Here is a 14253-nt window from a genome sequence, read left to right as displayed (position 1 = left end):
AATTGCCGTTCGCGCGGCCACGGCTGCGCGGCCGCCTGCTGCACGCCGCGCAGGAGCGAGGTCGGGTCGATGGCCCGCGAGCTGGTCGGTGCCGCGCCGCGCGTCACGCGGGCGTCCGCGACCGTGCCGTCGCGCAGCGTCACCAGCAGCGTGGGCGACGCGGGGGCATGCCAGTCACCGGTCAGCGCGGCCGCGGCGGCCGCCTCCGGCAGCGCGACCACGGCGCGCAGCGTGGTCCATGCGGCACACTGCTCGCGCACGCCCGCCAACCAACTCGCCGAGCAGGCCACAGCGACGCGATCGTACACGGTGCTGGCGATGGGGCCGCGGACCGTGAAGAACCGATCGGCTTGATGATGCAGTGCGCGACGCCGGTCGGCGGGGGCAAGCGGCGGCAGCGCCGGCCGTGCGCACTGGAGCCACGACCCGCCGATCACGAGCACAAGCTCGCGCGGCGCGCCGTCGGCCACGCAGGCGTCGCGCACCGGCGCGAGATCTGGTACGCCATCCGCATCCATGCGTGGGGCCAGCGGCACCGACACCAATCCCGACGACGCACTGCCGGGCAGGATCCACGCCTGCGTCGCCTCGAGCCAGACCACCGCGGGGCGCGTCATCGGCGCTGCTCCCGCCAGTGCACCAGCGCCAGCCGGTCACCATTCACCGCGTAGACGGCCTGAATCTCGCGCGTGAGCGGCGTCTGACGGTCCCAGCCGCGCGCGATCACCAGCACGCGGGTCGGGCTCTCCACAAGCGAGCCGCTCGCGGCGCGCAACACCGGCGGCGGCGCGTGTCGTCGGTCGATGTTGCCGTCGCCATCCACGGTCAGATACTCGGCCACCTTCGGCAGCCACGGCGCGTCGGCGCCCAGCCACTCGGCGAGTTCATCGAGCGAATCAAAGCGCCCCGCGGCATCCGGAGCCGACGTTCGCCCGAGCATCGCCGCGGCGATGGAATCGCGAACGGCCCGCAGGGAATCGCTGGCGGTGCGCTGGCCGGGGAGACGCCGGAGGCGCAGCTGCACCCGGGCCGCTGCCGCAGCGGCTTCCGCGGCGGGAGCGACCGTACCGAACAGTCGCGTGAGCCCCTCGACATCGCCGCTGTTCACGTCGAAGCGCGCGGACACGTTGACGAGTGCCACCGCGAAGACGCCATCGTCGAGCGAGTCCTGCACGAACGGCGCGTCGCCATTGCCATTGCCATTGCCAGTGCCGATTCGCGGCGCGGCGAGCAGCGCATCGAAAGCCGCCTGCCGCTGCGCCGAGTCGCGTGCCGCGCCCAGCACCCCCTCGATGCGGTCCACGGCGGCGAGCACGCCGCTTTCGGCCATCGCCCGGGCGACGGCATCCGCGCGCGCGTTGTGTACTACGGCCGCACTGCTGCGGGCGCCGCGCGAGGCCATTGCCGTGATCGTCGCAAGCACCGCGATGGTCGCCAGCGCCGCCAGGAGTGCCATGCCACGCCGCGTGCGGCGCTCCGCGTTTCGAGGACGCGCGGGACTCATGGCGCACCCGCCTGCAGCGGGTCGAGCGCGACGATGAGCGGCGTGGCTGCCGCGCCGCGTCGCTCCCACGTGAGGGCGACCGCTGCCGGTCGCGCCGTAGCCAGCGGCCAGTCGCTCCGCCACCGCGCGGCATCGAGCGCGGTGGCCGGTTCCAGCGCGCGCACCTGAAAGCTGGTGATGCCCCCGACGGCCATGCGCAGCGACGGGGCGCCCGTGTCCCGCGTGGGCACCGCGTCCACGCGCAGCGAATCGCCAAGGCGCTGCACGGTGACCTGCCAGATCACGCCGGTGCCGAACGGCGCCGTGACACCGCGCGAGAGAAAGACCAGCGTGGGATCGTCGGGCGTGCCGCGCACCGCCAGCAGCGGGGCATCGGCGAGTGCGGCAGCTGGTGCGTGGCGCAGCATGTCCTGCAGGAGCGCGCGCGCACGCAGATCGGCCTCCTCGCCGTGGCGATGCGTCAGCACCACCTGTTCCGTGCGACGGGCGGCGCTCACCGCCGTCCCCGCGATGGTCGCTGCGATGGCCGTGAGCGTCAGGGCGATCATGAGCTCCACCAGCGTGAAGCCTGCGCGGGGGGGCGCGGCGCCAGAACCCGAGCGACCCCTCATCGCGTCTCCGGCGCGCGCCGTACCAGTCGCGTGAGATGCACGCGCCCGCCACCGGCCACCGGGACCACGACGTCCACGCGGTCGAGCTGCGACGCACGCGGAGCGCGCGCCGCCCCCGCCATGGTGCCCCCCGCATACGGCACGCGGGTCACCACGAGGTCGCGCTGCTCCAGCGGCGCACCGCTCGCCGCCTGCGCGAGCGCCGCCTCGGCGCGCGCGACGCCCACCGTGGTCCCGATGGCGGCCTGTTGCAGGGAGGCCGCGCCGCGCGTGCCTTCCAGGCAGGCGACCGCGACCACCGAGAGAATGACCGTCGCCAGAAGCGCCTCGAGCAATGTCATGCGCGCGCCCGCTGCCAGAGGCAGGTGAGCGGGTCGAACGCACCGCCGGCGTTCCGGGCGCCCGGCACCGGATGGCAGCTGCCCAGGGCGTCCAGCTCGATGGCCATCGGGCCGCCGTCGGTGACCCCTTCGTCGAGCGTCGTGCCGGCGAGCGTCAGCACGGTCCAGGCGCCATCGTCGCGCACCACCAGGCGCAGCACCTCCGCTCGGGCAACCGCCAACCGCCGCGCGCGCGTGAGGGGGGCCTCGTCTTCGCGTTGGACTCCAGCGCCCGTGCGCAGCACCACCATCCCCGCACTGATCCCCAGAATGGTCAGCACGATCAGCAGCTCGAACAGCGTCAGACCACGCCGGGGGCGCCGGCGAGCGGGTGGGGCGGAACGCATCAGGCTGTGGGGCACCCGGGACAATCTCGGGGACGGGATCGCGAAGTCAACAAAAAGCGTTGGCTAGCATGTGATGGAAAGACCGGGGCACGGTCTCGCCCGCCGCCGTGCGCACGACGCAGACGCCTGCGCTGGCGCATCCGGTACGGAGACGGCGAGTTTTCCTCCCGTCACGCCGGCCCCGGTCCGCCCGAGCTGACAGAGCGGGCCGCCCGCGAATCGTTTGAACCCGCATCATCCCGAGCCCGGGAGGAGTTGGAGTGCTTCCGTCGAATACCAGGACCCTGCGGCGTCGCCGCATCCGTGCACTGGGCAGCGTTGCCGTGCTCACCGCGGGTGGCCTGCTGACCGTGGCCGCCCGCCGTGTCGAAACCCTTCCCGCCGCGGCCTGTGATGGCGACAACGCGGGCCTGACGCTGCCCCCCGGCTTCTGCGCCTCGGTGTTTGCCGACGGCCTCGGCGGTGTCCGCCACATGACGGTGGCGCCCAACGGCGACGTGCTCGTCGTGCGGCAGAACCGCGCCCCGCAGGACTCGCTGCAGGGCGGCGTCGTGGTGCTGGCCGACGCCAACAAGGACGGCAAAGCCGAGATCAAGGCGAACTTCGGGCCGGTGGGCGGTACGGGGATCGAGCTGCGCGGGGCGCAGCTGTACGTCGACGCCCGCACGGCGATTCTGCGCTACGCCTACCCGGCGGGCACGATCACCCCGAGCGGGCAGCCGGATACGATCGTCAAGGCACTCCCCACCCGCGGGCACGCCGCGCGCAACTTCGTGCTCGACGACGCCGGCAACCTGTACGTGAACGTCGGCTCCAACACGAACAGCTGCCAGGAGAAGGAGCGCGAGAACCTGTCCAAGGGCATCGATCCCTGCGTCGAACTCGAGACGCGCGCCGGGATCTGGAAGTTCTCGGCCACGAGCCTCAATCAGGCGTTCTCTCCCAGCGCGCGCTTCGCAACCGGGATTCGCAACGCCGTCGGCCTCGCGTGGAATGCCGCCGAAAAGCAGCTCTACGCCACGCAGCATGGGCGCGATCAGCTCTTCCAGAACTGGGCGCCACTGTACAACGAGGAAGCGTCCGCGGACCAGCCGGCGGAAGAGTTCCTGAAGGTCAACGCCGGCGATGATTTTGGCTGGCCCTACTGCTACTTCGACACGAACCTCAAGCGGCTCGTCCTCGCGCCCGAATACGGCGGCAACGCCAAGGACGCGGGGCGCTGTGCTCAGAAGAAGGGGCCGCTGGTGTACTTCCCGGGCCACTGGGCGCCAAATGGCTTGCTCTTCTACACCGGCAAGGCGTTTCCGGCGCGCTACCGCGATGGTGCGTTCATCGCTTTCCACGGTAGCTGGAACCGGGCCCCGCGTGAGCAGGCGGGCTACAAGGTCGTATTCGTGCCCGCCAACAAGGGCGCGTTCAGCGGCGCGTACGAAACGTTCGCCGACAAGTTTGCGCTCACGCTCGATCCGTCGAAGGCCGAGCATCGTCCCACCGGTCTTGCCGTCGCCAACGACGGAGCGCTGCTCGTCAGCGACGACAAGGGTGGGCGGATCTATCGCATTACCTACAGCGGCACGAAGTAATCACCGGCCGGTGATCACTTCTTGATCATCGGCTTGACCGACTCCGGGACGGCGATGGCGCCGGCGGGCACGGTGTTGAACTCGACATTCGTCGTGGTCATCACCATCGCCTGCGGCCCCACCGCCGTTTCCGTCTTGGTGGGGAACATGACGCCGCCGAACGCCTTGTAGTCCGAGAACGTCGAGACCGACGTGACCGACCCCATCGGCGTTTCGGTGGTCGCTTCGGCGCCGCGCAGCAGCCCGGTGGCCACCGAGAAGTAGCGCTGCGTCACGACACCGGTGGCCTTCGAGACGAACTTGAGCTGATACGTCTTCTCGCCGCCGAAGTCTGCCGTGCCCACGACGTCCACGCTCGTGAACCGGTCGGCCGGCATCAGCATCTGCCCGAGGAAGTCGGCCGACTCCTTGGTCGCCGCGAGTTCCTTGTCTTCGAGCAGCCGCGGCCCCTGCATCGGATTCACCGACCACGCGACGGCGCCGTCGGTGCCCACGAGCATCTCGCCCAGGCCGCCGATGCTGATGCGCGTGGAATTCTTGTTGGGGAGCGTGAACAGCACTTCGGTGTCGCCACCGAGTCCCATGGCGGGCATCGACAGCGTGCCCGTCTGCTTCACCGACGTGATCTTCTGGATGGCGTCCGCCCCGCCGATCGCCTTCACGTAGCGCGAGACAATGTCCGTCGCCGTCGGCGCCGGCTGAGCGGCGAGGGGCGAGGCAACCACAGCAACCATTACCGCCGAACGGCGGACCATCGACAGCAGCGACATGCGAAGTCCTGAGTAGGAGGAATTACGGAATCGGGCGACGCGGCGCCTGCTGCGCCGCCCAGCGGATCGCGGCGGCGAGCGCCGGATCACGTCCATTCACTAACGAGCGGCGGTCGAGCGGAGTTACACGATCCGGGATCACCCCTTCGCCTTCCACCGGTTTTCCATTGGGTGAGATGAAGTCGGCCACCGCGTGGTACAGAATGTCCCCGTTGGCGAGCCGCTCCGGGGTGGCGGGCAGCGCCTGACCCGCGCTCTGCGAGCCGACGATCGTGGCCCGGCCGATCGCCTTGAGCCCGCCGGCAAAGATCTCGGTCGTGCTCACCGAGAGCTCATCCACCACGATGGCCAGCGGGCCGGCAAAGGGCGTCACGCGCTGCTGCCGCGTGTTCACCCGCCGCGGATTCGCCAGGAAGTTCGTGGTATTGGCTCGAGCATGCATCGTGCCGATCGCGATCGCACTGTCCAGAAAATGGCCCGCGATCCCGATCGACATGCCGCCCACCCCGCCAAAGTTGCCGCGGACATCGAGTACGATCGCATCGCTCGACCGCAGCGAATCCATGGCGGCATCGAACTGCGCACTCAGGATGGGCATCCAGATGTTGAAGTGGATGATCCCGATGGTGCGCCCGTCTTCACGGACGCGCGACCAGCTGAGCTGGGCCGCCATCGCTGGGAGATTGCCGTACTTGGTGATCGTGCCGGGGGGCGTGCCTTGGACGATGGCGAGGGTCCGGCGGGCATCGCGCCCGTCGCGGAACTGCAGCTGCGCGGTATCCCCTTCGGCACCGGCCAGCGCCTGCATCGTGGCCCGATAGGCATCGAGCGACGTCATCCGGGCATCAGTGTGGGCCGGGAGCGACGCCAGCCGGCTCGCGAGGGGGCAGGGGCCGACGGCCTCCAACACCCAGCCGGTCCGGACTCCCGCCTGCCACGCCGGCCCGCCGGTATCCACCCGACTCACCACCATCTCGCGATCGAGCCAGCGGACATCGAAGCCCAGCGAGCCCCCTGAGCGGTTGGCCGCGCTGGTGGACGGGGCGGCATCCGCGATCTCCTGCGGAATCAGCGCAAAGTGCGACTGATTGAGGCGCCCCACCATCTCGCTCAGCACGGCGCGCAGGGCGCCCCGGGTCCGGGCCGCCTCGGCCTTGGGGCGCAGATCGGTCCGCACCTGACGCCAGTTCACGCCATTGTAGGTCGTGTCCCAGTGCGTGCGCTGAATGATGCTCCAGGCCGAATCAAAGACGGCCGCCGCTTCGGCGCCGGTGGTCGGTTCATCGGCGCGCGAGGCAATGCTTGGCCCGCTGCTGCAGCGGGCGGCGACGGCGGCGGCCGGCGCTGCGGCCGTGCCTGGCGTCCGATGGGGCCCACAGGCGGCGAACAGAAGCGTGGGGAGGGGAAGCAGACGAGAAAAACGAGGCATGACGAAGTGTACACCGACGTGTAAACGGTTCCGACCGCTTTCCCGCCGCTCGCCCCTCGCCGCCAGCCTGTACAGCACATTACCATGCATGGTTGTATCGCCTCTTCACCGTCGTCCGCCTCGGCTCATGTCCACACGTCTGCACGCGCTCCACGCCGCCGGCCAGTCTCTCTGGCTCGACTACATCGATCGCGTCATGCTCTCCAACGGCGACCTCGCGCGCCGGATCGCCGAGGATGCCCTGACGGGTATGACCTCGAATCCCACGATCTTTGAGAAGGCGCTCGCCGAGGGAGCCGCGTACGACGCGGAACTCGCCACGGTCCCCGCCTCCCGCTCCGATCGCGACGCCTTCTTCACGCTCGCCGCCACCGATGTCCGCGCGGCCTGCGACCAGTTCCGCGGTGTCTACGAGGCCACCAAGGGCGTGGACGGTTATGTCTCGCTCGAAGTTTCACCCGATCTCGCGCGCGACGCCGAGGGCACGATTGCCGAAGCGCGCCGCCTCTGGGCGGTGGTGGACCGGCCGAACCTCATGATCAAGGTGCCCGGGACCAGCGAAGGGGCGGTCGCCGTCCAGCAGCTCATCGCCGATGGCATCAACGTCAACGTCACGCTGCTCTTTTCCATCGAAGCGCATGCGCGTGTGATCGAGGCCTACATCGCCGGGCTCGAGCAGCGCGCCGCCGCGGGGCACGCCGTCGATCATGTGGCGAGCGTAGCGAGCTTCTTCATCTCGCGCGTGGACTCGGCGATCGACAAGCAGCTGGCCGCCAAGGGCGGTGAAGCGGCGGGCCTGCAGGGCAAGGCGGCCATCGCCAATGCGCGGCTCGCGTACCGCCTCTTTCAGGCGCAGTTCGCCGGCCCGCGCTGGGCCGCCCTCTCGGCCAAGGGCGCCCGCGTCCAGCGTCCGCTCTGGGCGAGCACGAGCACGAAGAATCCCGCGTACCGCGACGTCATCTATGTCGAGGAGCTCATCGGTCCCGACACCGTGAATACGCTGCCACCGGCGACGCTCGAAGCGTTCCGTGATCACGGCGAAGTTCGTGCATCGGTGACCGAGGATGTGGCCGGAGCCGAACGCACCATGGCGGCGCTCGAAGCGCATGGCGTGTCGCTGGCGGCCGTGACCGACACGCTGCTGCAGGAAGGGCTCGCCGCCTTTGAACAATCGTTCGTGACGTTGCTCGCGGGGTTGGCCCGTAAGCGTGCGGCGCTCGCCGCCGTCTAACTCCCACGGAGCACCCGTTGCCGATCACCGAAACACTCCCCAGTGTGATGACGATTCCCCGGACCGGTCCTGAACGTGCCATCGCCGGCGGTGCTGCGGATGGCGCCGCCAACGCCCCTTTCCAGCGCCGTCATGTGCCGCGGACGAAGATCGTGGGCACGCTCGGGCCGGCCAGCAACTCGGCCGAGGCCATTCGCGGCCTGATCGAAGCCGGCCTGAACGTGGCCCGCATCAACTTCTCGCACGGCACGCACGAGCAGCACGCGCGCACCATCGCCACCGTGCGCGAAGTGGCCGAGTCGATGGGGGCGGCGGTCGCGATCCTGGGCGACCTGCAGGGCCCCCGCATTCGTATCGGGGTGTTGCCCGCCAAGCGCGAACTCGTGCCGGGCGAGACCGTGGTGCTCGCGCCGGAGGAAGTCGCCACCGGCGACGAAATCCCCACGACCTTCGCCGCGCTGGCCGATGACGTCGCGCCGGGCAACCGGATTCTGATCAACGATGGGCTCTTCGAGCTCGTCGTGACGCAGGTCGAGTCGCCGCGCGTCTGGGCGACCATCGTGCACGGCGGCACCCTCACCAGCAACAAGGGGATGAACCTCCCCGGGATCGCCGTGTCGGCGCCGTCGCTCACGGAAAAGGACAAGGCCGATCTCGAGTTTGCCGTGGCCAACGAGCTCGACGCGGTCGCGCTCAGCTTCGTGCGCCGCGCGCAGGATATCGAGGAGCTGCGCGCGCTCATCCCGAAGTCGATGCTCATCGTCGCCAAGATCGAGAAGGACGTGGCGCTCGAGAACATCGAAGAGATCATGAAGGCCACCGACGGCGTGATGGTGGCTCGCGGTGACCTCGGCGTCGAGCTGCCCTTCGAGGAGATTCCGCTCGCCCAGAAGCGCATCATCGCCACCGCCAACCGCATGGGCCGGCCGGTGATCACCGCGACGCAGATGCTGGAGTCGATGATCGACAACCCGCGTCCGACGCGCGCCGAGGCGAGCGACGTGGCCAACGCGATTCTCGACGGCACCGACGCGGTCATGCTCTCGGCCGAAACGGCGGCCGGCAAGTATCCGCGGCTCGCGGTCGAGGCGATGCGCCGCATCATCACCGAGATCGAGACGCATCCGCGCCCGGGCGCGAATCAGCGCTCCGATCGGCGCGTGCTCGGCAGCGTCAATACCGAAGAGGCCATCGCCGCCGCGACGGTGGCGGCGGTGCGCATGCTCGAGGCGCCGCTCGTGGTGGTCTTCACGAAGAGCGGCTTCACGGCGCGCATCGTGTCGTCGCACCGTCCCAGTGTGCCGATTCTCGCGCTGACCGACGAGCCGCGCGTCTGCCGGCAGCTCTCGCTGGTGTGGGGCGTCGTGCCGCACCTCGTGCCCACGGCGCGCGGCTACGACCACATGGTGGCGATGGCCCTGCGCGCGGCGCTCGACATGAGCCTCGTGACCAAGGGCGACCGCGTGCTCGTGACCGCCGGTGTGCCGTTCGACGTGCCGGGCACAACCAACCTGCTGAAGGTCGAGACGGTCTGAGGCGCCCGTACGGGACCCCGTGCGCCTCACCTTCCTCGGCACCGGCACCAGCTTCGGCGTCCCGCAGATCGGCTGCGGGTGCGCCGTCTGTCGCTCCCCGGACCCGCGTGACAAGCGCACGCGGTCGGGGGCGATCATCGACACCGCCTCCGGCGCGCGCCTCCTGATCGATACGCCCCCCGAGCTGCGCCAGCAGCTCGTGGCGGCGGACGTCACCACCATCGATGCCGTGCTCTTTACGCACGAGCATGCCGATCACATCCACGGCATCGACGATCTGCGCGCCTTCACGATCCGTCGTGGTACGGCGCTCCCGTTCTATGCCGCGGCGCCCACGCTCGAGACGTTGCGGGTGCGCTTTCCGTATATCGTCGATGAACGGTTTCAGACGTTGCCGGGCACGACGCGCCCCGAAGGGCAGCTGCACGCCATCGAGGCGGGCACGCCGTTCGAGGTGGCCGGTACCCGGGTGCGCCCGTTCACCGTGCCGCACGGTCGCACGCATGTGCTCGGCTTTCGCATCGGCGCTCTCGGCTACGTGACCGACGCGAAGAGCCTGCCCGCCGAGGCGCTCGCGGCCCTCGCCGGCGTGGAGGTGCTGGTGCTCAACGCGCTGCTGCGCGCGCCGCATCCCACGCACCTGTCCATCAGCGAAGCGGTCGCCACCGCCCAGCAGGTCGGGGCGGCGCAGACGTACCTGACGCATCTCACGCACGACAACGCCCACGCCGCCCTCGCGGCGGAGTTGCCGACGGGCATCATGCCCGCCTACGACGGGCTTGTGGTTCCCATCACCGACGCGCCGACCCCCTGACGGTGGCGCTCCTGTCTCACGCCGGACTCTCCCTCCCATGACGCTCGCGCTCGATTTCACGAACATGATGGCCGGTGCCCTCCCGCACGGCGCCGGGATCACGGCCGACCAGTGGAGCGACGCGGCCGCGCCCTTCGCCAAGGCCCACGCGGCGGTTCACGCGCGGACCGGCGATCTCGGCTTCCTCACGCTCGCGAACAATCACGCCCTGCTCGACCAGTCGCTCGCGATCGCGGCCGACGTCGCCGGGCGCTTCGACGATGTCCTGCTGCTGGGGATCGGCGGCTCGGCGCTCGGCCCGATTGCGCTGCGCACCGCGCTCTGCCCGCCGCGCTGGAATGAGCTGACGGCGGCGCAGCGGGGCGGGCACCCGCGACTGCATGTCCTCGACAACGTGGACCCGGGCACCATCAGTGCGACGCTGGCGCGACTGGAACTCGCGCGCACGCTCGTGCTCGTGGTCTCGAAGTCGGGGGGGACGGTGGAAACCATGGCCCAGTACCTCATCGTGCGCGAGGCGCTCGCGCAGGCGCTCGGGGAGGAGGCCGCCAAGGCGCATCTGGTGTTCGTGACCGATCCGCAGGTTGGCGCGCTGCGCAAGATTGCGCGCGCCGAAGGCATTCGGACGTGCGATATCCCGCCCAATGTCGGGGGGCGTTTTTCGGTGCTCTCACCGGTGGGTATCCTGCCGGCGGCGTTGATCGGCATCGATGTGCGGGCGCTGCTGGGCGGCGCCGCCGATGTGACCGCCCGCGCGGCGAGCCCCACGCTCGCCAGCAATCTCCCCGGCACCTTCGCGGTCATGCAGTGGCTCGCCGATACCGCTCACGCGCGCTCGGTGCAGGTGCTGATGCCGTACGCCGACCCGCTGCGCGATCTGGCGCTCTGGTTCGTGCAGCTCTGGGCCGAGTCCCTTGGCAAGGTGCGCGGCGACGGCACGTCGGTGGGCCCCACGCCGCTCCCCGCGCTCGGTGCCACCGATCAGCACTCGCAGGTGCAGCTGTTCATGGAAGGCCCATTCGACAAGACCGTCACGTTCATCGCGGTAAAGGGGCGAGAACAGGACGGGCCGATCCCCGCGCGTCACGGCGACATCGCGGAGCTGGGGTACCTCGGTGGCCACACGCTCGGCGAGTTGATCGAGATCGAACAGCGTGCCACGGCCGGCGCGCTCGCGGCGCGCGGGCGTTTCAACGCCACGCTCACCATCGATCAGGTGGACGCCTGGCACCTCGGCGCGTTGATGCAGACCTTCGCGCTGGCCACCGCCTACGCGGGGGAACTCTACGGCATCGACGCCTTCAATCAGCCCGGCGTGGAGCTCGGGAAGCAGTTCGCGTACGCACTGCTCGGCCGTGCCGGCAGTGAAACGGCACGGGCCGAGTGGGATACGCTGCCACCCCCCAATCCGCGCTGGCGCGTGTAACGGGTCGTCACCGCGCCAGGCGTTTCTGTAAACGTTTCAATGTGTTGCTGTGTAAGCAGTTAGCAAACATGAAGATTGGGACAGGGCGTGAGACGATCCTCAAGTCTCACGCCCAGATGCCGATAATGATCCGGAGTGTTCTTCCCGGCAGCCTTCGTCGGCGGCGGAGAACAGAATCCTTTTCCACCGGATCTTGCCTGTGCGTTTCAAAAAATGGCCGATTGCGCGAAAGCTCGCGCTGCTTTGTCTCGGGTTTGGCCTGGTGCCGGTCGCGGTCGTGGCGACGCTGATGCTGAATCGCTCCACCGCCACGATCCGCGAGCGCACGGCGGATCGCCTCCGCGAATCCGCGGGGCAGGTAGCCGACAAGATCGATCGCAACCTGTTCGAGCGCTACGGCGACGTGCAGGCGTTTGGTTTCAATGACGTGGTGCGCGACAAGGCCAGCTGGTACAAAGCCGGCGCCGAGCAGAATCGCATCACCGATCGCATGAATGCGTACGTGGCCGCCTACGGCATGTACGACCTGACGCTCTTCGTCGATCCCGAAGGCAAGGTCATCGCCGTCAATGACAAGAATGCGAAGGGCGAACGGCTCAACAGCGCGACGCTGATGCATCGCAGCTATGCCAACGCGCCGTGGCTTGCGTCCTGTCTCACGGGCAAGTTCACGAGCAAGATGGCGTTTTCGGCTGAGGGCAACACCGCCGCGACGGGCACGGTGATCACCCCGCCGCAGCGCGACGACGGCGTGACCGCCGTGTACGGCTCGGCGAGCAACGAAGTGATTGGCTTCTCCGCCCCAGTGAAGGATGGAACCGGGCAGACGCTCGGCTGCTGGCACAACTACGCCACGGTGAACCTCGTGGACGGCGTCGTGAGCGACGCGCTCAAGCAGATGCAGGCGTCCGGCTATCCCGGCGCCATGGTGGTCGTGGTGGACAGCACGGGCCGTCCGCTGGTGCGCGCGGGCAAGGTCGAGCGCGTGCCGGCGCTCCTCGGCGCCGTGAATGGCGAGTCGGGGGTGATGACCGCCCTCACGAGTGGCAAGAGTGGCACCTACAGTGCCGAGATCGAAGGGGTGCCCACGCAGGTCGCGTATGACCATCTGCGCGGCGCGCTGGGCTACCCGGGCATGAACTGGGGCGTGATGATTGCCGTTCCGCAGGCCGAGGTCGATGCGGCGGCGAACGTTGGCACGCTCAAGGCGATGGCGCTCGCGGTCGCGCTTGGCATCGCCGTACTGATCGTGATCATCGCGCTCGTCATCGGCGGCAAGCTGGCGAAGCCGGTGGCCGAGATGGCGGGTGTGGCGCGCGATGTGTCGGTGGGGCGCACGGATCGCATTGCCCGCTGGATGTGGCACGATGAGATCGGGCAGGTCGCCAAGGCGCTCAACGACATCGTGCGGTCGCAGGATCAACTCGCGGACACGGCGCGGCAGATCGCGTCGGGGAATACGCAGGTGGCGATGGCGCTGCGCTCCGATCAGGATGCGCTGGGCCAGGCGTTCATCACGCTGCGCGACACGTTCGCCAACCTCACACACGAAGTGGACGGCATGGTGGATGCCGCCGAAGCGGGCAAGCTGTCGCATCGCGGCAATGCGCAGCGTTTCGAGGGCGCCTTCCGCCGGCTCGTGCAGGGTTTCAATGCGACGCTCGAAGCCGTCACCACGCCGGTGGCCGAAGCGCGCGAAGTCCTGGCGCAGGTGGCGCAGCGCGATCTGCGGGCCCGCGTGCGCGGCACGTATCGTGGCGATCATGCGCAGCTGGCGGCCAGTGTGAACGAGGCGGTGTCGGATCTCGCCGCCGCACTCGAGGAAGTGCGTGCGGAGGCGCACAGCATCGTCAGCGCCACGCAGCAGATTGCCGCGGCGGCGCAGGAGCAGGCCAACGGCGCATCGCGTCAGGCCGAGCTGCTGCACGAAGTGAGCAGCGAAGTCGGTACGCAGCGCGAGCGTAGCGTGGAGACGGCGCGCAGTACGCAGGAGCTGGCCACCCTGGTCGCGGCCACGAGCAGCGCGGCGACCGATGGGCGGACGCGGGTTGAAGAAGTCGCGGTCGCGCTGTCGGATATCCGGACGCGCGCCACCGATACGCAGAAGATCGCCCGCAAGATCGAGGAGATTGCGTCCCAGACGAATCTGCTCGCGCTCAATGCGGCGGTCGAAGCGGCGCGTGCCGGTCAGGCCGGTGCCGGCTTCGCCGTGGTCGCCGAGGAGGTCCGGGCACTGGCACTCCGGGCCACCGCGGCCGCCAAGGAAACGCAGGACGTCATCGAGGGGGCGGTGAATGCCGTCGCCAAGGGCGTGCAGGTGGGCGATCAGGCGGTCTCCACGCTCCGGGGGATTCAGGAGCGGGCGGAGAAGGCGTCGCACCTGGTCACCGACCTCAATGCGGCCGCGGCGGCGCAGGCCAAGGGGCTCGATGCCATCAACGCCCGGGCCGGCGAAGTGGCCGACGTGACGAGCTCCAGCGCGGCGAACGCCGAGGAAACGGCAGCCGCGTCGGAGGAAATGTCCGGTCAGGCGGCCAACCTGCAGGCGCTGGTGGAGCGGTTCCATATCGACGGCGCGCTCATGCCCGGCGCCCCGCGGACGCGCCGGGCCGGCTCGTCGGGC

At 69.5% G+C, this 14253-nt stretch carries 13 protein-coding genes; 6 read left to right on the top strand and 7 right to left on the bottom strand.

What is annotated here, in order from left to right:
- The 5 genes from K2R93_16550 to K2R93_16530 form a co-directional block, all read right to left on the bottom strand.
- Positions 1–617 (bottom strand): hypothetical protein (locus K2R93_16550; protein ID MBY0491448.1); only part of this gene is annotated, 617 nt, incomplete at its 3' end.
- On the bottom strand, positions 614–1456 hold the full coding sequence (locus K2R93_16545) for a hypothetical protein (protein MBY0491447.1): 843 nt from the start codon (positions 1454–1456) through the stop codon (positions 614–616). The genes K2R93_16545 and K2R93_16550, both read right to left, overlap by 4 nt.
- Positions 1457–1500: 44 nt before the next feature.
- The gene (locus tag K2R93_16540; GenBank protein MBY0491446.1) at positions 1501–2115 is read right to left on the bottom strand and encodes a prepilin-type N-terminal cleavage/methylation domain-containing protein; all 615 of its coding nucleotides are present in this window, start codon (positions 2113–2115) and stop codon (positions 1501–1503) included.
- Complete coding sequence (locus tag K2R93_16535) at positions 2112–2456, bottom strand: hypothetical protein (GenBank protein ID MBY0491445.1); 345 nt, start codon at positions 2454–2456, stop codon at positions 2112–2114. The genes K2R93_16540 and K2R93_16535 overlap by 4 nt, the downstream gene beginning before the upstream one ends.
- A complete protein-coding gene (locus tag K2R93_16530; protein ID MBY0491444.1) occupies positions 2453–2842 on the bottom strand; it encodes a prepilin-type N-terminal cleavage/methylation domain-containing protein in 390 nt (129 codons plus the stop codon). The genes K2R93_16535 and K2R93_16530 overlap by 4 nt, the downstream gene beginning before the upstream one ends.
- Before the next feature lie 260 nt (positions 2843–3102).
- On the opposite strand from K2R93_16530, the gene K2R93_16525 reads away from it, so the two are divergent.
- On the top strand, positions 3103–4425 hold the full coding sequence (locus K2R93_16525) for a PQQ-dependent sugar dehydrogenase (protein ID MBY0491443.1): 1323 nt from the start codon (positions 3103–3105) through the stop codon (positions 4423–4425).
- A 14-nt stretch (positions 4426–4439) separates the two neighbouring features.
- Here K2R93_16525 and K2R93_16520 read toward each other — a convergent pair whose 3' ends face one another.
- The gene (locus tag K2R93_16520) at positions 4440–5195 is read right to left on the bottom strand and encodes an outer membrane lipoprotein-sorting protein (GenBank protein MBY0491442.1); all 756 of its coding nucleotides are present in this window, start codon (positions 5193–5195) and stop codon (positions 4440–4442) included.
- Positions 5196–5217: 22 nt separating this feature from the next.
- Positions 5218–6624, bottom strand: coding sequence for a hypothetical protein (locus tag K2R93_16515; GenBank protein MBY0491441.1), 1407 nt, complete (start codon positions 6622–6624; stop codon positions 5218–5220).
- Positions 6625–6751: 127 nt separating this feature from the next.
- Between K2R93_16515 and tal the strand changes: the two genes are divergently transcribed.
- The 5 genes from tal to K2R93_16490 form a co-directional block, all read left to right on the top strand.
- The gene (tal, locus tag K2R93_16510) at positions 6752–7855 is read left to right on the top strand and encodes a transaldolase (protein MBY0491440.1); all 1104 of its coding nucleotides are present in this window, start codon (positions 6752–6754) and stop codon (positions 7853–7855) included.
- A 134-nt stretch (positions 7856–7989) separates the two neighbouring features.
- Positions 7990–9390 (top strand): pyruvate kinase, encoded by a 1401-nt coding sequence (gene pyk / locus K2R93_16505; GenBank protein MBY0491439.1) that lies wholly within the window; start codon positions 7990–7992, stop codon positions 9388–9390.
- A gap of 19 nt (positions 9391–9409) precedes the next feature.
- Complete coding sequence (locus K2R93_16500) at positions 9410–10204, top strand: MBL fold metallo-hydrolase (protein ID MBY0491438.1); 795 nt, start codon at positions 9410–9412, stop codon at positions 10202–10204.
- A 37-nt stretch (positions 10205–10241) separates the two neighbouring features.
- Positions 10242–11630 (top strand): glucose-6-phosphate isomerase, encoded by a 1389-nt coding sequence (locus tag K2R93_16495; protein ID MBY0491437.1) that lies wholly within the window; start codon positions 10242–10244, stop codon positions 11628–11630.
- Positions 11631–13311: 1681 nt separating this feature from the next.
- Positions 13312–14253 (top strand): methyl-accepting chemotaxis protein (locus tag K2R93_16490; protein ID MBY0491436.1); only part of this gene is annotated, 942 nt, incomplete at its 3' end.

Source organism: Gemmatimonadaceae bacterium, from assembly GCA_019752115.1.
Lineage (GTDB): Bacteria > Gemmatimonadota > Gemmatimonadetes > Gemmatimonadales > Gemmatimonadaceae > Gemmatimonas.
Note: the sequence above shows the minus strand (reverse complement) of the source record. Positions and strands in the feature narration are given on the sequence as shown.